Genomic DNA, 15959 nt, shown 5'->3' on the forward strand with positions numbered 1-15959 from the left:
AGGCTGCTCTGCCCGGCGGCGGGAGGCGTGTTGGTGCCGGCAAGCGAAAGCTTCTCCGGCCGCAGCAGGACCACCGGTTTGCTGCCGCTGGCGAGCTTGCCGTTGGCCACGATCTTCTGGCCGGCGATCGTCAGGCTGGTTTCGTTTCCGGACGTCAGGGCGGTGCCACGCAAACTGGTCGATTCGCCGATGAACTTGGCCACGAACAGGGTCGTCGGCTCGTCGTAGAGCTGGCGGCCGGTTCCGACCTGTTCGATGCGGCCCTGATTGAAGACGGCGATGCGGTCGGACAGGACCAGCGCTTCTTCTTGGTCGTGCGTCACATAGACGAAGGTGGTGCCGAGTTCGCGGTGGATGCGCTTGATCTCCAGCTGCAGCCATTCGCGCAGTTTCTTGTCGAGCGCGCCGAGCGGTTCGTCCATCAACAGCAGCGGCGGATCGAAGACGATGGCGCGCGCCAGCGCCACGCGCTGCTGCTGGCCGCCGGAAAGTTCGGAGGGATAGCGATGCGCGAAGTCGGCCATCTTGACCATGTCCAGCGCGCGCACGACGAGACGGTCGCGCGCCTGCTTGTCCATGCCGCGCAAGGTGAGGGGATAGGCGACGTTCTTGCCGACCGTCATATGCGGAAACAGCGCGTAGTGCTGGAAGACAACGCCGATGTTGCGCTTGTGCGCCGGCAGGGCGACGATGCTTTTGCCGCCAACGGCGAGGTCGCCGGAGGTGAGGTCGGTGAAGCCCGCGACGACGTTGAGCGTCGTGGTCTTGCCCGAGCCGCTGGGGCCGAGCAGCGTCATGAACTCGCCCGGCTCGATATGCAGGCTGACATCGTCGAGTGCGGTGAAATTGCCGTAGCGCTTGGTTGCGCACTTGATGTCGATGGCCGCGCCGCGTTTCCTCGCAGTCATCTCAACTCCTCGTCGATTTCGAGCTGATGATCAGCCCGGCGCTGATGATCAGCGTCGTGGCAATGAAGATGATGGTTCCGACGGCCGTCACCGTCGGATCGGCGTCGCGGGTGATGCTGGTGAAGATCTGCACCGGCAAGGTCTTCAGGTAGGGACTGGTGATGAACAGCGCGACGATGATCTCATCGAAGGAGGTGACGAAGGCAAACAAAAGCCCGGACAGGATGCCGGGCGCGATCAGCGGCAAGGTCACGGTGCGGAATGTGGTGAAGCGGTTGGCGCCGAGACTTGCCGCCGCCGTCTCCAGCCGCGCGTCGAAGACTTCGAGGCTTGCCGACACGGCGATGATGACGAAGGGGATCGCCAGCATCGTATGTGCGATGACGAAGCCGGTGGTGGTGCCGACGAGCTGGTAGTCGAGATAGACGGCGTAGATGCCGATGGCCAGCACCACGCCGGGCACGATCATCGGCGTGATCAGGATGGCGCGCAGCAGGCCGGCGCCGGAATGTTTCATGCGGCTGAGGCCGAGCGACGCCAGCGTGCCGATCAGCGTGGCGGCGACGGCGACGAGGCCCGCGACCCTCAGCGAATTGAAGAAGCTCGACAGCCAATCGGGGTTGGTGAAGAAATTCTCGTACCATTGCCAGGAGAAGCCGGACGGCGGGAAAGCGAGCGACTTCTTCTCGTTGAATGACATCGGGATGATGACCAGCGTCGGCATCACCAGCCAGACGGCGACCAGCAGGCAGAACAGACCGAGCAGAAGGCGGGATGGTGCCAGTCTCATGATCTGGACGCCTGCTTGTGGCGCTGGCGCATCAGCGGGGCGGCGAGCGCTAGAAGCACGAAGGTCGCGACCAGCAGCACGACGCCCATGGCGCCGCCGCGGCCCCAGTTGAGCAGGCTGAGCACCTGGCTCTGCACCAGCGTCGACAGCATGGTGCTGCGCGGGCCGCCGAGCAGGGCAGGCGTGATGTAGAAGCCGAGCGACAGGATGAAGACGATGATGGCGCCGGCGAAAACGCCGGGCAGCGACAGCGGCAGATAGATTTGCAGGAAGGCGCGTGCCGGGCGCGCACCAAGGCTGCGCGCCGCCTGCACGAGGCGCAGATCGATGCCGCGCATGACCGAATAGAGCGGCAGGATCATGAACGGCAGCAGCACCTGCGCCATGCCGATGACGACGCCGGTCTGCGTGCGGATCAGCTTCACGCCGTCAAAGCCGAGCAGCCTGATGACCGAATTGATGATGCCGGAATCCTGCAGCAGGATGACCCAGGCCAGGGTGCGCACCACGCCGCTGACCCAGAACGGCACCAAAACGCACAGGATGAGGACCAGCCGCAGGCGCGGTCCGACCGCCGTCATGAGATAGGCATAGGGGTAGGCGGCGATGACGCAAACGATGGTGACCCAGGCTGCGATGGAAAAGGTGCGCCACAGGACGGTGACATTCACCGGGGTGGAAAAGAACCAGGCATAGTTCTGCAAGCCCCAAGATGGGTCCGAGAAGCTGCGCAGCGTGACGGTCAGCAAGGGATAGCCCATCGCGGCGATGAGCAAAGCCAAGGCGGGCATCGCCAGCAGCGAAGGATAGGCAGCAAGGCGCGGGCGCCGCTGCGGCGCCCGCACGGCACCTGGCGGCCGAGGATGATCACCCCCGGCCGTCGGCGTATGCGATGTCTGGCTCACGCCGTCACCTCAGCGGTAGCCGGCTCAGTTGCCGGCCATCAGCGCTGTCCACTTGTCGGACGCGGCGGCGAAGTTGGCGACCCAGAACTTGATGTTCTGCTGATAGCCGAGCTTGGCGTGGTCCGGCGTGTTGGTCAGAAAGGCGGCGACGGATGCGTCGACCTTCGGCTGTGCCTCGTTGTTGATCGGCGAGTAGGAGGTCTGCTCGGTCAGGATCTCCTGCGACTTCTTGCCGAGATAGGCGTTGATCAGCGCGTAGGAAGCGTCGGTGTCCTTGGCGCCGACCGGGATGGTCAGCTGGTCCATGACGACCAGCCAGTCCTTCCACACCGGCGTGTAGGCAGCGCCGTTCTTGACCGCCGTCATGGCGCGGCCGGTCCACATGATGATCATGTCGGCCTCGCCGGATTCGGCGAGCTGCTGGGATTCTGCGCCCGTCTTCCAGAAGATCGTGTCGGGACCGATCGCCTTGATCTTGGCGATGCCCTTGTCGATATCGGCCGGCGTCATGGCGTCGACCTTGCCGCCGTCTGCCAGGATGGCCTGTTCGATCAGGCCGCCGAGCGGGCTGCCGCTGCCGTCGATGGCGCGGGTGCCGGGAAATTTCGCGGTGTCGAAGAAGTCCTTCCAGTCCTTCGGCGGATTGTCCTTGTACGTGTCGTTCTTGTACATCAGGACCATGCCGTAGTTCATCGCCGGCACGCTGCACTCGCCGACCTGTCCGGGCGGGATGTGCGAGATGTCGAGCTTGGTCAAATCCAGCTTCTGGAACAGTTTTCCGCAATGCACGAAGGGCGGAAAATCGTCCGTATCGACGACATCCCAGGTCACATTGCCTGATTCGACCTGCGCCTGGAGCTTGGCGATTTCGGTCGGCCCATCATTCAAAAGCTTGACGCCGCTCTTGTCGACGAATTCCTTGAGGGCGGCGACCTGGCCGTCCTGGTAGATGCCGCCATAGGAGACGAAGGTCAGCGTCTTTCCCTTCAGCGAGCCGTCCACCACGGTCCCGGCCGGCGGCGCGTTCTGCGCGTGAGCGGCGGCCGCAAGCAAGGCCAGTGCGGCGGCGCCGACGAACCCGGCCAATCTTGATCTGCTTCCCATTTTCTAACCCTCCGATGGCTCGCTGTTTGATTTTGGTAGGCCGGGCGCGAGCGTTTTCCGGGCTACATATTGGTCGAGGTCGACGGCGCCGCTGGTCGGCGGCGCAATGATCCACAGCACTTCGGCCACCGTATCGCCGACATTGATCGTCCGGTGGGGCGTCGAGGTCGAATATTCGATGCTATCGCCCTCTTCGAGGGTGAAGCTCTCCTCGCCGAGCGTCAGTTGCACGCGTCCGCGCAGCACGAGGAACATCTCGCTCGCGTTGCCGTGCGTGTAGGGCACGTCGCCGGTCGAGCCGCCGACGGCGAACTCGCCGCAATAGACTTCCATCTCGCGGATCGGCCGGCGCGACAGCAGCGTCTTGCGGTAGCCTTCGCTGGTCGGCAGCGCCGGCCGCTCGCTGCGTGTCAGCACCGCGTGCGGCGACACTTCGCATTCGTCGAAAAGATCGGCGAGGCTGATGCCGAGCGCATTGGCAATCAGCATCAGCGTGCTGGTGTTGGCGCCGGAAAGGCCGCGCTCGAGCTGGCTTAGGAAACTGGCGGTGGTGCCGATCATGTCGCCGAGCTGGCGCAGCGTCAGGCGCCGCGTGGTGCGATAGGCCTTGATCCGATCGCCCAATACCGTCGAGCGGCGCGCTTCGGCGCTGGTCGCGGCATTGTCGTTGAGTGCGTGATCCGCAGCGATTTTCATGGCGATCTCAGGGTTCACTTAACATGCTATTAAGTGGGGCGTCCTGGCAAGCGGATTCGCCTGGTCACCTGAAAATCATTGATGGACCTGCAGAGGGCATGATCGGCCGACCGGCAACCCGGTTCAGCTCGATCACTGGATCATGAAGCGCGAACTGAATGGCAGGCTTGCCGCGCCGACGGCCTTCGGGCTGATGGTGACGCGCGCCGGCAGCGCTTCGATGCCGGGGAATTCCCGGCCGATGTCGTCGCACAAGGCCTCGGCAATCTTTTGCGGCGCATAGCTGGACAGGACGACCGTCCTGAACTCGACAAACTGGGTCAGCGCGGAGATCGACGCTTTCAGGCGGTCGGAACACTCGCCCAGCCATGCGCTGTAGGCCTCGCCCAGATCGGGCCACTCAGGGCTGCTGCTCCAGATGATTTCGGACGGGCGCCCGCGCATGGCCAGTTCGCTCTCCAGGCGCATCAGGCCGTGATCGAAGCTGGCGCTGGAGTTTCCCTTGTAGATCTGGTGGTTGAGGATGAGCCTGCTCTGCAGCCGTGCTCCGAGATAGAAGAACAGATAATCGTTGAGCGGCTTTGCGACGCCGAACATACTCTCGCCGCCGGCCGCAGCGGTGATGTCGTTCTGCACGAAAACGGGCAGCTTGATCTGTTCCTCGATCTCGGCCTGCAAGGCCTTGAGCGAGGTGCTCGATCCGTTGCGGGTTGCAGCCATCGTGTCGACATCGTCGGGAACCGCCAGGCCGATGCCGGCAACCCGGCTGCGCGCCTCGACCGGCAGGCTGGTCATGGCTTGCCCGATCGCGCCGAACAGATCGCTGCTTTGCGGAAACGGATTGGCTTCATCCGCCGGCAACTGCGTGTGGAAGCGCACCGTGCCGATGAAGTCGATGAGCGCGATGTCGATCCTGCGCCGGCTGAAGCCGACGCCAACCGCATAGGCGCCCTCCGGGTTGAGTGAAAGCGGGATCGTCGGCGGCCCGACGCGGCCGCGCTGCGCCTCGCCCTGCGAGACCAGGCCCTCCTGCTCGAGCGAGCGAACGATGACTGAAGCCGTCTGCGCCGACAGGCCGGTCTTCTCGCCGATTTCCATCCGCGAAATGCCTTCGTTCTGAAGCAGCAGGGACAGCACCAGCCGCTCGTTGTAGCTGCGGACGCTCAATGCATTCAGCCCGCTCGCACGATCGGCGATGCGCAAGGGATTGGGTGGTGCGAATCTCATGTCAGGCAAAGGTCGCCCCGTCGGTAAGAGCGCGTTGCCTGGCGGCGGTATGGTTGCTCATGTCGAGCGGCTCCAGCCGATGGCATCGACCGCGCGGGCGAGCGCGGTGCCCAGCAATCTGTGCGCCTCGGCATCGATGTGAAAGCCGTCCGCCTCGCTGCACGACACCACCGAGCCGGCATCGAAAAAGTGCAGTTCGAGCGAGTCCGCCAGAACCTCGAACTCGAGCGCGAGCAGGCGCGATTTCTCCGGCGCGCCGGCGAATATGGACTTCCATTCCTTGACGTCGTCCTGCATCGGCGGTGGCGCCACGATCATGATCTCGGGCGTCGAGCCGCCCGGACCTGGCGCCAGCTCCTTGATGTCGTAGACGAGGCAGCCGATCCCCATCGCCACTTCCGACGGCGGCTTGTTGAAGCGGATCTTCAGATCGTTGGTGCCGAGCATGATGATGACGAGGTCGAGCGTCGCATGGCTCTGCAGGCAAGGACGAAGATAGGTTCGGCCGTTCTTGTGGGCGCCCTCGATCGGGTCGTCGTGGACGGTGGTGCGGCCGCTCAACCCCTCCTCGATGACATACCAGTCAGGGCCCAGCTGAGAACGCAATATGCCCGGCCAGCGTTCACCCGGACCATAGCGCTCGAGCGGCCCCCTGCCGGGGATCTGGCCGTGCGTGTTGGAGTCGCCGTAGCACAAGACTGATCGCATGTTTTTCCCGCCGGGACAGACTGCGCGCCGAAGCCGGCGAGCGCCATTCATGATGGATAGTGGAGCGGCGAAAGGCAAGCAAGGGAATAGTCATTCAACCTGACTAACTATTGACAGGGCGAATCCGCTGTGCTTCTAAAGTGCCCGGAGGAGTTCTCGACCGTCATCATCGTCCAGCAGAAGTTGGGCTTCGACACGCATGTGTTCGGGGGCGGGAGAATTGCGCGCATCGGTCGGTTTGTGACGGGGGCATGCATTGGGAGAGCGTCTCGTGGCCATACGAATTTGTAGGCCGGAGCAACCACAAGGAGGAGTGTTCAATGTTAGGATTGCTGAAAACCGTCGGCCTGGGGATGCTCGTTGCGTCCACGCTTGCCGTGACGTCCCTGGCGCATGCGCAAGACGTCAAGCTGATGGACGGCGTGGCGCCGCGCCCCGACGACACGCGCATGACCGCCGCCGGTGCGTTCAAGAAGGACCCGCCCTGGGTCATCGGCATGAGCGACTTCGGTGTCAACGCAAACACCTGGACGGTGCAGGTGGCGCATGAGGCGGAGAACGCCGCGGCCAAGGACAAGCGCATCTCGAAATTCATCCTGCTCGATGCCGGCTTCGACCAGAAGAAGCAGGTGGCCGATATCGAGGACCTGATCGCACAGCATGTCGACGCCATCATCGTTCAACCGGTGACCAGCACGTCGGCCAATGCCAGCATCGCCAAGGCGGTCGCCGCCGGCATCCCGGTCATCCTTCACACCGGGCGTATCGATTCCGACGCCTACACCACCGAAATCCAGGGCGGCGCCGAGCACTTCGGCAAGGTCATGGGCGACTGGCTGGTGAAGACCGTCGGCGACAACGGCAAGATCTGGGTCCTGCGTGGCCTGGCCGGCCATCCGGAAGACACCAACCGCTATAACGGCCTCCTGGAATCGCTCAAGGGCACGCATGTGCAGATCATTGCCGAGGAGCATGGCGACTGGCAGTACGACAAGGCCAAGAAGCTGTGCGAGACGCTCTATCTGAACAATCCGCAGGTCGACGGCATCTGGTCGTCCGGCGCCGACATGACGCGCGCCTGCGTCGATGTCTTCAAGCAGTTCGGCACACCCATTCCGCCGATTTCGGGCGAGGGCAACAATGGCTATTTCGGCCAGTGGATTACGGATGGGTTCAAGTCGATCTCTCCGGAATACAGTCCCGCCCAGGGCGCTGCCGGCGTGCGCGCTGCCGTTGCCCTTCTGGAAGGCAAGCAGCTCTACAAGCGCTATGTCTACAATCCCGACGGATGGGACCAGGACAAGGCCAAGAAATACTATCGCGATGACCTGACCGCCAATGTCTGGTGGCCAAGCGAACTGCCGGAAGACAAGCTCAAGGAATATTACGGCAAGAAGTGACGGCGCCGTGGCTGGCGGGGAGTGGACAAACATTCCCCGCAGGCCGTTCCATGTGTCGAATCCGGTTCGTTCGAGGGTTTCGTGACCAATCTTGTCGAGATGTCCCACATTTCGAAGGCATTCGGAGGGAGCAAGGCGCTCCACTCCGTTTCCCTCGACCTCAAGGCGGGCAGCATCCACGCCCTGATGGGCGAGAACGGTGCCGGCAAATCGACGTTGATGAAGATTCTGGCGGGCGTGCATCAGCCCGATTCCGGCGAGATCTTCATGAGCGGCGAGAAGCTCGATCTGAAGTCGCCGCGCGCCGCGCTCGATGCCGGCATTTCGACCGTTTTCCAGGAGCATTCGCTGCTGCCCAATCTGTCGATCGCCGAGAACATGTTCCTCGGCCGGGAGCCGACGACCCGGTTCGGCTCGATCGACTATCCCGCGATGAAAAGCCAGACCGCCAGGGCGCTTGGCGAACTCGGCCTCACGCTCGACCCGTCGCAACTCGTTTCCAACCTGACCATAGCCGAGCGGCAATTCGTCGAGATCGCGCATTGCATCCAGGCCGACGCCAGCGTGCTCATCCTCGATGAGCCGACGGCGGCGCTCAACGCGGCCGATGTCGATGTGCTCAACCGCAACATCCGCCGGCTGCGCGACAAGGGAAAAGCCATCGTCTACATCTCGCATCGCATGGAGGAGATCTTCGAGTTGTGCGACACCGTGACGGTGCTGAAGGATGGCGCACTGGTCGGCACAAGGACGGTGCCCGAGATCACCACCGACGAACTCATCGCCATGATGGTCGGACGCGAACTCCAGGACCTTTTTCCCGATCGTACGGGCGATGTAGGCGATGAGATACTGCGCGTCGAAAACCTCAAGATCACCGAGACATCGCAGCCGCTGTCGCTGACTTTGCACAAGGGCGAGATCGTCGCCCTGGCCGGGCTGGAAGGGCAGGGCCAGCAGCGCTTCCTGCGATCGCTGATTGGCCGCTACCATCCCTTCGCCGGGACGATTTCCATCAACGGCAAGGCGCTGAAGATGCCGCTCCCGGCGTCGGCGGGCGTTCGGTATTTGCAGCAGCTGAAGGTCGGCTTCGTTCCCGAGGACCGCAAGGAAGAGGGGCTCTTCCTCGCTTTGCCGATCGCCCACAACATCGCCATCGGATTGCATTCGAGGCGCCCGGAACTTGCGCCGGCGCGGCCATATCGAAACGTCATCGCCCGCATGATGGAGGTCATGAACATAAAGGCGGCGGGCCTGTCGGCTGCGGTCGGTTCGCTGTCGGGCGGCAACCAGCAAAAGGTTCTGCTCGGCCGCTACCTTGCCGCCGATCTCGATCTTCTGCTGGTCGAAGAGCCGACGCGCGGCGTCGACATCGGCGCCAAGTCCGAGATCTACCATCTTCTGCGGGACTTCACCGCGAAGGGCGGCGCGGTGCTGGTGCTGTCGCGCGAGACGATCGAGCTGATCGGGCTCTGCGACCGCATCTACGTCGTCCATCACGACACGATCGTGGCCGAAATGCCGGCAGCGCAGGCGAGCGAACACAAGATTCTCGACGCGGCCCTCATGGGCGGCTCCACGCGCCAGCATTAGGGGCCTGCCATGGTTCGTTCGGTTTTCAACATCCTGAATGGCCGGAACACGCGGCAGGGCCTGTGGGGCCTGCCGCTGCTGGTCGCCTTGCTCATTTCGCTGTGGCTGACCGTCGAGACGACGCAGTTCGCCACGGCCGAAAACCTCTTCAACCTGGTTGCCCAGGCGATGCCGCTGATCATCGCGGCGATCGGACAGCTCGTCGTCGTGCTCATCGGCGGGCTCGACCTGTCGGTCGGCTCGGTCATCAGCTTCACCACCGCGGTGCTGGCGCTCGACCAGCCAGCGATTGTGTTGATCCCGGCGGTCTTCGTGCTGGCGGCAGTCATCGGGCTGATCAACGGTCTGGCGATCACCCGTTTCAACGTCCATCCGATCATCGCGACGCTGTCGACGCAGTACATCGTGCTCGGCATCACGCGCATCCTGCGGCCCGTCTCCGGCGGCACGGTGCCGGAGATCGTCATCGATGCCGTCTCGGGCAGTTTCCTCGGCATTCCCTATCCGGTTTTCTGGGGCATCGTCGTGATCCTGGCAGCGTGGAAACTGCTCTACGGATCCCGGTACGGGCTGCATCTGTTTGCGATTGGCGGCGGCATCGCGTCCGGCGCCGAGAGTGCTGCCCGCAATTTCGGCGTCTCCGACCGCCGCAACATCATCCTCGCCTATGTGATCTGTTCCTGTTTCGCAGCCGTTGCCGGTGTCTTCCTCGCCGGGCGCATCGTGTCGGGCGATCCGAATGTCGGGCTGCTTTTCGAACTCGATACCGTCACCGCCGTGGCGCTTGGAGGCACCCAGCTTTCCGGTGGCATAGGCAGCCTGCACGGCACCGTGATCGGCGCGCTGGTCATGGCGCTGCTGGCCAATGGCATGAACCTCGCCAACGTCTCGCCGTTCGTCCAGACCGCGATCAAGGGCGGCATCCTGCTGGCGGTGGTCGGGCTGCAATCCCGCAAGAAGATGGGGCTCTGAAAGATGGCTGCCGTTCTCGCAAATCCGATCGCCCGGCGCCTGCTGCGCATACCGCCGTCCTATTTTGTCTTCCTCGTGCTGCTGGCCACGCTGTGGATCGCACGGCCGAACATGCTCAACCTCAACATCATGGGTATCTTCGTCAGGCAGATCGTCCCGCTCGGCATCCTGGTTCTGGGGCAGCTCGTCGTCATGCGGGTGAAGTCGATCGACCTTTCCGGCGGCGGCATCATCCTGCTCATCAACTATTTCATTTCGTCGGGCACTTTCCCCGGCGCGTCGATGCCTTTCTTCGTCGTGCTGGCGCTCGGTACCGGCCTCGTCATCGGCCTGTTCAACGGCTTCATGATAGGGAGCCGGCGGGTGTCGGCGGTCATCGTCACGCTGGCGGTCAGCATCATCCTGGTCGGGCTGGTGCAGTTCCTGTCGAGCGGCAATCCGCCCGGCGATGTGCCGAAGCTGTTCAACGACCTCTACAACACGAAATTCCTGTCGGTTCCGACGCCGGTGCTGTTCTGGGTCCTGCTGACCGCTTTGGTGTGGCTGCTGCTGTCGCGGACCGTCTTTGGCCGCTACGTCGCCTCGGTCGGGGAGAATGCCGAAGCCGCGCATTTTTCCGGCGTGCCGGTCCAGCGCACGGTGATCCTTGCGCACACGCTCGCCGGCCTGATCGCGGCGATCGCGGCCCTGGTACAGACCGGTTCGATCGCCGTCGGCAGCGTCCGTGTCGGCCTCGACCTGCCGATCCTGGCGGTCGCGGCAACGATCCTCGGCGGCGTCGTCTTCGGTCGCGGCGACGGTGGCGTCTGGGGACCTTTCTTCGGGGCGTTGTGCTTTGCGCTGCTGTTCGTGGTGATGACCGTGCTCGGCATCGACGAGCCCGGCAAGCTCATCGCGCAGGGCGTCATCATCCTGGGTGCCGCGATCTTCTACGGAGTGCGGGTGCGAAACCCCTGACCTGAGACGGCGAAAGCAAGCCGACCGGTGTTCGCCGGGACCGACAAATCCACGCGTTCAGACAATTGCAAACAGATGGAGAAACATGGATGTCACCGCCAAAAAACATCATGTGCTATGGCGACTCGCTGACCTGGGGCTGGGTTCCGGTCAAGGAGGGGTCGCCGACCTACCGCTACCCCTATGACCAGCGCTGGACCGGTGTGATGGCGGCGGCGCTGGGAGGGGGCTACCACATCATCGAGGAAGGCCTGAGCGCGCGCACGACATGTCTCGACGACCCCAACGATCCGCGCCTGAACGGGGCGAACTACCTGCCCTCGGCCATCGCCAGCCATCTGCCGCTGGACCTGGTCATCGTCATGCTCGGCACCAACGACACCAAGTCCTATTTCCGCCGGACGCCTTATGAGATCGCCAATGGAATGGCGAAACTGGTCGGGCAGATCCTGACCAGTGCCGGCGGCATCGGCACCCCTTATCCGGCCCCCAAGGCGCTGGTCATTGCGCCGCCGCCGCTGACCCCGATGCCCGATCCATGGTTCGAGGGCATGTTCGGCGGCGGGCACGAAAAATCCAGGGACCTGGCCAGGCAGTACAAGGCGATGGCGGATTTCATGAAGATCGATTTCCTCAATGCCGGCGATTACCTCACCACGGACGGTGTCGACGGAATTCATTTCACCGCCGCAAACAACGCCGATCTGGGACGCGCCGTCGCCGACAAGGTCAAGTCGATCCTCGAGCCGGGCCAGGTCAGCACCGCCGCTTGAAGCCGCCACGCCCGTCGGCTTGCGGCACACAGGCCCACGGCGCAGGTGTGTCGCAGGTTCCTCCGGCGATGCACATCGATGCGGGGCCGAACGATGCGTTTGGCCCCGCATTGATATGGCGCCCGGCGCCGGCAGATGTGCGTCGATCTAGGGGCTTGGCCTCGGAACATCATCGGCCGATGCTTTGGTTTGACGATCGAAGACGACCGCCAGGCCGTTCTTGACGGCAAGTGAGGCGACCATGTCGTCGAGCTCGCGATCGGGAATGGCGGGTTTGAGGACCTGCCGGATGGCCCGATAGGCCTGCTCGGTCGACACATAGTCATAGCGCTTTTTACGCGCTTCCACATATTGCTCGATGAGAATGCCCAATCGGCGGGCGGCTATGTCATCTGGCTGCTGCAAGGGAGCCTCCTCAAGCGTCGATCGTTTGCAGACCCCCCGGATGTAAAAACCCACGCTGCGAAAGTTAAGGCCTGCGGCTGGTCCGAAGCCAAATAAATACGCTGTGGTCATCGACGATCCGCACGGCAGCCAAGCCAAGCGTCGGTCAAGGCCTTGGGCGAAATAGGGCGGCAGCGATCGGCTCCCAAGCGCGGAGCGATCCGCCCAGACGTGCATTCACAACAGCGTCGACAGAGCGGCCATGAAGTGGTCGTTTTCCGAAGTCGAGCCGATGCTGACACGCACATAGGTGTCAAAGCCCTGCTGCTTCCACGGTTTGACGATGACCCCTTGCCGCAGCAGGCCTTCGACGAAGACGGAGGCATCTTGCCGGCAGTTGAAGAACAGGAAATTGCCTCTGGAGGCGGCGACGTCGAGGCCCTTGCTCGCCAGGAAAGTCTCGACGCGTTTTCTCTCCGCCCTGGCCAGAGCTACGACCCTGGCGAGGCGTTCGTCATCGGCCAGCGCCGCGAATGCTGCGGCCTGGGCCATGCCGTTGGCGTTGAAAGGCGTGCGGACGCGGTCGAGCAGCGTGCGCAGCTCCGGGTCGCCGACGATGCCGAAGCCGATCCGCAATCCGGCCAGGCCGAACGCCTTGGAAAAGGTCCGAAGCACGATCCACGGCCGGTCGAGCTTTCCCAGATAGGGCAGGGATGACGCATAGTCGTCGCCCTTGGCATATTCGGCATAGGCTTCGTCGATGCCGATCAGCGTCTCGTCGCTCGTCGCATCCAGAACCCTCGACAGATTGCCGCCGGAGAGCCAGCTGCCGACCGGGTTCATCGGGTTCGAGAACAGCAGCATGCGCGGCCGTTCGCGCACCGCCTCGACCAGCGCATCGACATTGATGGTCAGATCGTCGTTGACGACAACGCGATTGACGGTAGCGCCCATCAACGTGGTGTAGTCCTCATGCAGCGGAAACGACGGATAGAGCGTGACGACGGCGTCGCCCGGCCGCAACACGGCGCGGCTGATGACGGAGAGAAGATCTTCGGAACCGTTGCCGAGGATAATCTGGTCCTCGGCGACGGCATATTTGTCGCCGATCGCCTGGCGCAGCTTGCGCCCGGCAGGATCCGGATAGAGGCGGAACATCTCGGAGCCGGCATGCATCGTGGCGGCGAGGGTCGGGCTGGGCCCGAGCGGGTTTTCGTTCGAGCCCAGTTTGGCGATTCTGGCCGGTGCGTATCGTTTCCGTACCTCGTCAATGGTCAGTCCGGAATTGTAGGGCGACAGGCGGTTGACTTCGGTGCGGACCATATCCGAGGCTTTCGACACGGGCTGGCTCCTCTGCGGTGGATTTCGTCATCCGTACCGCAGCTGAAATGCTTTGTATATGCTTGTATATGTAACTTGACCTGATAGTCTCTACGCCGAAGCGGAAACCGACACCGACCAGGAGGATCACATGCGCAACGCTTCTCTCTTCGATCTCTCCGGCAGGAAGGCGCTTGTCACCGGCGCCAGCCGTGGCATCGGGCGCAGCATCGCCGAAGCGCTGAGTGCTGCCGGCGCCGACGTCGCGGTCACGGCGCGCAGCCTGGCCGCGCTGGAGCACACGACGGTCGCCATCCGCGCGGCCGGTGGGGTGGCGCATGCCATCGCTCTCGACGTCACCGATGTCGGCCGCTGCCGCGCAGCCACCAACGAGGCTGCCAGCCTGCTTGGTGGTCTCGACATTCTCGTCAACAATGCCGGGATGGAGGAGGTGCGGCCCTCGCTCGATGTCGACGAGGCGCTGTGGGACAGGATCGTCGACACGAATCTGAAGGGAGCGTTCTTCTGCGCCCAGGCCGCCGCGCGGCAGATGCGCGACGCCGGCCGTCCCGGCACCATCATCAACCTGTGCTCGCTGACGTCGGAAGTCGGAATCCCAACCGCGGTGCCGTATGGCTCGTCGAAGTCCGGCCTGCTCGGCATGACGCGGGCGCTTGCGGCCGAGTGGGCGGAGCTTGGCATAAGGGTCAACGCCATCGCGCCGGGCTATTTCAGGACGGCGATGACGGACGTTTTTTACAACAACGAGGCATGGCAGCACTCCATGCTGGCCAAGATCCCGCAGCGGCGTTTCGGTGATCTCTCCGACCTGCATGGCATCGCCGTGTTCCTCGCTTCGGATGCGGCGGCCTACATAACCGGCCAGTCCATTCCGGTCGATGGCGGCTTTCTCGCCTCGATCTGATGAGGCAGGTTTATCTCGGTAGTTTCGACGGGAAGGAAGATGGAAAAATCGCTGGCGACCGTCACATAGACATGTATATACTTTTGGCCGAGTGAAGCCTCTCGACGGCTTTGATCCTTGTTCAGGGTCGACCTGTCGGCCCGCAGCATATGGCCGGCCTGCGCCAGCCGTGATTGCGTTCCAAGAGTTCCAGGAGAACGAGCAGCCATGTCCGACATCAGCTTCCACGATTTGTCATCCATCGATGCCGACCAGCGCGCCAGTCTGCTGAAGCGCGCCGAGGCCGATCTGACGGTCTTCGTCGAGAAGGTCCGGCCGATCATCCAGGCCGTCAAGGACGAAGGCGACGCCGCCTTGATCCGCTTCGCCAGGGAACTCGACAAGGCCAATGTCGCCGAGGGCGAGCTGCAGGTGTCGGAAGCCGAGTTCGACGCGGCGTTCGACAAGGTGGAAAAGGACGTCGTCGAGAGCATCCAGTTCGGCATCGACAACATCAGGCATTTCCATGAGGAGCAGAAGCCGGAAACGATGTGGCTCAAGGAAGTCCGGCCGGGCGCCTATGCCGGCGACCGGTACACGCCGATCGCTTCCGTTGCGCTCTACGTGCCGCGCGGCAAGGGTGCTTTCCCATCGGTGACGATGATGACGTCGGTGCCGGCGGTGATTGCCGGCGTGCCGCAAATCGCCATCGTGACGCCGCCGACATCGGATGGTTCGGTGGACGCGGCAACGTTGGTCGCCGCACGCCTCGCCGGCGTCGGAACCGTCTACAAATGCGGCGGCGCTCAGGCAGTTGCCGCCGTCGCCTACGGCACGGAGACGGTGAAGCCCGCGCTCAAGATCGTCGGCCCCGGCAGCCCCTGGGTGGTGGCGGCCAAGAGCGTGCTGTCTTCGGTCATCAACACAGGCCTTCCGGCCGGGCCGTCCGAAGCGATCATCTTTGCCGATGACAGCGTCGACGGCGGGCTTGCCGCGCTCGACCTGTTGATCGAAGCCGAGCACGGGCCGGATTCCTCGGCCTATCTGGTGACGCACAGCCGCAAGGTCGCCGAAGCCGCATTGGCTGCAATCCCGGAGCATTGGTCGCGGATGACCGAGCAGCGTGTCGAGTTTTCACGCGCGGTGCTGACCGGCAAGCGCGGTGGCATCGTGCTGACCGCGTCGCTGGAAGACAGCTACCGCTTCATCAACGACTATGCGCCCGAACATCTCGAGATCCTGTCGAAGGAGCCGTTCGCGCATCTCGGGCGCATCACGGAGGCGGCTGAAATCCTGATGGGGCCGCACACGCCGGTGA

16 protein-coding genes are annotated in these 15959 nt (G+C 63.5%); 7 read left to right on the forward strand and 9 right to left on the reverse strand.

What is annotated here, in order from left to right; genetic code table 11:
• The 7 genes from EOA22_RS07220 to EOA22_RS07250 all read right to left on the reverse strand — a co-directional run.
• Positions 1 to 908: spermidine/putrescine ABC transporter ATP-binding protein (locus tag EOA22_RS07220; protein WP_164755301.1), on the reverse strand; the 908-nt coding region annotated here is incomplete at its 3' end.
• A 1-nt stretch (position 909) separates the two neighbouring features.
• Positions 910 to 1698 carry an ABC transporter permease gene (locus tag EOA22_RS07225; RefSeq protein ID WP_027160917.1) on the reverse strand — a complete coding sequence of 263 codons (789 nt, stop codon included), beginning with the start codon at positions 1696 to 1698 and terminating at the stop codon, positions 910 to 912.
• Positions 1695 to 2603 (reverse strand): ABC transporter permease, encoded by a 909-nt coding sequence (locus tag EOA22_RS07230; RefSeq protein ID WP_082826516.1) that lies wholly within the window; start codon positions 2601 to 2603, stop codon positions 1695 to 1697. The genes EOA22_RS07225 and EOA22_RS07230 overlap by 4 nt, the downstream gene beginning before the upstream one ends.
• A 24-nt stretch (positions 2604 to 2627) precedes the next feature.
• A complete protein-coding gene (locus EOA22_RS07235) occupies positions 2628 to 3707 on the reverse strand; it encodes an extracellular solute-binding protein (protein ID WP_023809407.1) in 1080 nt (359 codons plus the stop codon).
• Positions 3708 to 3710: 3 nt separating this feature from the next.
• The gene (locus EOA22_RS07240) at positions 3711 to 4403 is read right to left on the reverse strand and encodes an XRE family transcriptional regulator (protein WP_024503956.1); all 693 of its coding nucleotides are present in this window, start codon (positions 4401 to 4403) and stop codon (positions 3711 to 3713) included.
• Positions 4404 to 4535: 132 nt separating this feature from the next.
• Positions 4536 to 5630 (reverse strand): ROK family transcriptional regulator, encoded by a 1095-nt coding sequence (locus EOA22_RS07245; RefSeq protein WP_013530471.1) that lies wholly within the window; start codon positions 5628 to 5630, stop codon positions 4536 to 4538.
• Between the two features lie 57 nt (positions 5631 to 5687).
• On the reverse strand, positions 5688 to 6338 hold the full coding sequence (locus EOA22_RS07250) for an SGNH/GDSL hydrolase family protein (RefSeq protein ID WP_023809404.1): 651 nt from the start codon (positions 6336 to 6338) through the stop codon (positions 5688 to 5690).
• A gap of 320 nt (positions 6339 to 6658) precedes the next feature.
• Here EOA22_RS07250 and EOA22_RS07255 point away from each other — a divergent pair, with 320 nt between their 5' ends.
• From EOA22_RS07255 to EOA22_RS07275, 5 genes are all read left to right on the forward strand, one after another.
• On the forward strand, positions 6659 to 7738 hold the full coding sequence (locus tag EOA22_RS07255) for a substrate-binding domain-containing protein (protein WP_013530473.1): 1080 nt from the start codon (positions 6659 to 6661) through the stop codon (positions 7736 to 7738).
• An 81-nt stretch (positions 7739 to 7819) separates the two neighbouring features.
• On the forward strand, positions 7820 to 9331 hold the full coding sequence (locus EOA22_RS07260) for a sugar ABC transporter ATP-binding protein (protein ID WP_013530474.1): 1512 nt from the start codon (positions 7820 to 7822) through the stop codon (positions 9329 to 9331).
• Between the two features lie 9 nt (positions 9332 to 9340).
• Positions 9341 to 10303, forward strand: a complete 963-nt coding sequence (locus tag EOA22_RS07265; RefSeq protein WP_013530475.1) for an ABC transporter permease — start codon at positions 9341 to 9343, stop codon at positions 10301 to 10303.
• Between the two features lie 3 nt (positions 10304 to 10306).
• Positions 10307 to 11260, forward strand: a complete 954-nt coding sequence (locus EOA22_RS07270; protein WP_063168693.1) for an ABC transporter permease — start codon at positions 10307 to 10309, stop codon at positions 11258 to 11260.
• 89 nt (positions 11261 to 11349) lie between these two features.
• On the forward strand, positions 11350 to 12033 hold the full coding sequence (locus EOA22_RS07275) for an SGNH/GDSL hydrolase family protein (protein WP_013530477.1): 684 nt from the start codon (positions 11350 to 11352) through the stop codon (positions 12031 to 12033).
• Positions 12034 to 12180: 147 nt separating this feature from the next.
• On the opposite strand, the gene EOA22_RS07280 is transcribed toward EOA22_RS07275, so the two are convergent.
• Together EOA22_RS07280 and EOA22_RS07285 are read right to left on the reverse strand one after the other, a co-directional pair.
• Positions 12181 to 12549 carry a hypothetical protein gene (locus tag EOA22_RS07280; protein ID WP_224620654.1) on the reverse strand — a complete coding sequence of 123 codons (369 nt, stop codon included), beginning with the start codon at positions 12547 to 12549 and terminating at the stop codon, positions 12181 to 12183.
• Between the two features lie 105 nt (positions 12550 to 12654).
• Positions 12655 to 13758 (reverse strand): histidinol-phosphate transaminase, encoded by a 1104-nt coding sequence (locus EOA22_RS07285; RefSeq protein WP_127389901.1) that lies wholly within the window; start codon positions 13756 to 13758, stop codon positions 12655 to 12657.
• A gap of 130 nt (positions 13759 to 13888) precedes the next feature.
• Here EOA22_RS07285 and EOA22_RS07290 point away from each other — a divergent pair, with 130 nt between their 5' ends.
• Together EOA22_RS07290 and hisD are read left to right on the forward strand one after the other, a co-directional pair.
• Positions 13889 to 14662, forward strand: coding sequence for a 3-oxoacyl-ACP reductase family protein (locus tag EOA22_RS07290; RefSeq protein WP_024503950.1), 774 nt, complete (start codon positions 13889 to 13891; stop codon positions 14660 to 14662).
• Positions 14663 to 14869: 207 nt separating this feature from the next.
• The coding region (gene hisD, locus EOA22_RS07300) for a histidinol dehydrogenase (RefSeq protein ID WP_127389902.1) at positions 14870 to 15959 on the forward strand (1090 nt) is incomplete at its 3' end.

Source organism: Mesorhizobium sp. M7A.F.Ca.US.014.04.1.1 (genome assembly GCF_003998745.1).
In the GTDB taxonomy this organism is placed as follows: Bacteria; Pseudomonadota; Alphaproteobacteria; order Rhizobiales; family Rhizobiaceae; genus Mesorhizobium; species Mesorhizobium ciceri.

What these genes read in the sequence shown, in the direction of transcription:
- EOA22_RS07225 (WP_027160917.1), bottom strand. Translation starts at nt 1,698, where the DNA reads ATGAGACTGGCACCATCCCGCCTTCTGCTCGGTCTGTTCTGCCTGCTG.
- EOA22_RS07255 (WP_013530473.1), top strand. Translation starts at nt 6,659, where the DNA reads ATGTTAGGATTGCTGAAAACCGTCGGCCTGGGGATGCTCGTTGCGTCC.
- EOA22_RS07250 (WP_023809404.1), bottom strand. Translation starts at nt 6,338, where the DNA reads ATGCGATCAGTCTTGTGCTACGGCGACTCCAACACGCACGGCCAGATC.
- EOA22_RS07235 (WP_023809407.1), bottom strand. Translation starts at nt 3,707, where the DNA reads ATGGGAAGCAGATCAAGATTGGCCGGGTTCGTCGGCGCCGCCGCACTG.
- EOA22_RS07265 (WP_013530475.1), top strand. Translation starts at nt 9,341, where the DNA reads ATGGTTCGTTCGGTTTTCAACATCCTGAATGGCCGGAACACGCGGCAG.
- EOA22_RS07280 (WP_224620654.1), bottom strand. Translation starts at nt 12,549, where the DNA reads ATGACCACAGCGTATTTATTTGGCTTCGGACCAGCCGCAGGCCTTAAC.
- EOA22_RS07275 (WP_013530477.1), top strand. Translation starts at nt 11,350, where the DNA reads ATGTCACCGCCAAAAAACATCATGTGCTATGGCGACTCGCTGACCTGG.
- EOA22_RS07290 (WP_024503950.1), top strand. Translation starts at nt 13,889, where the DNA reads ATGCGCAACGCTTCTCTCTTCGATCTCTCCGGCAGGAAGGCGCTTGTC.
- EOA22_RS07270 (WP_063168693.1), top strand. Translation starts at nt 10,307, where the DNA reads ATGGCTGCCGTTCTCGCAAATCCGATCGCCCGGCGCCTGCTGCGCATA.
- EOA22_RS07245 (WP_013530471.1), bottom strand. Translation starts at nt 5,630, where the DNA reads ATGAGATTCGCACCACCCAATCCCTTGCGCATCGCCGATCGTGCGAGC.
- EOA22_RS07240 (WP_024503956.1), bottom strand. Translation starts at nt 4,403, where the DNA reads ATGAAAATCGCTGCGGATCACGCACTCAACGACAATGCCGCGACCAGC.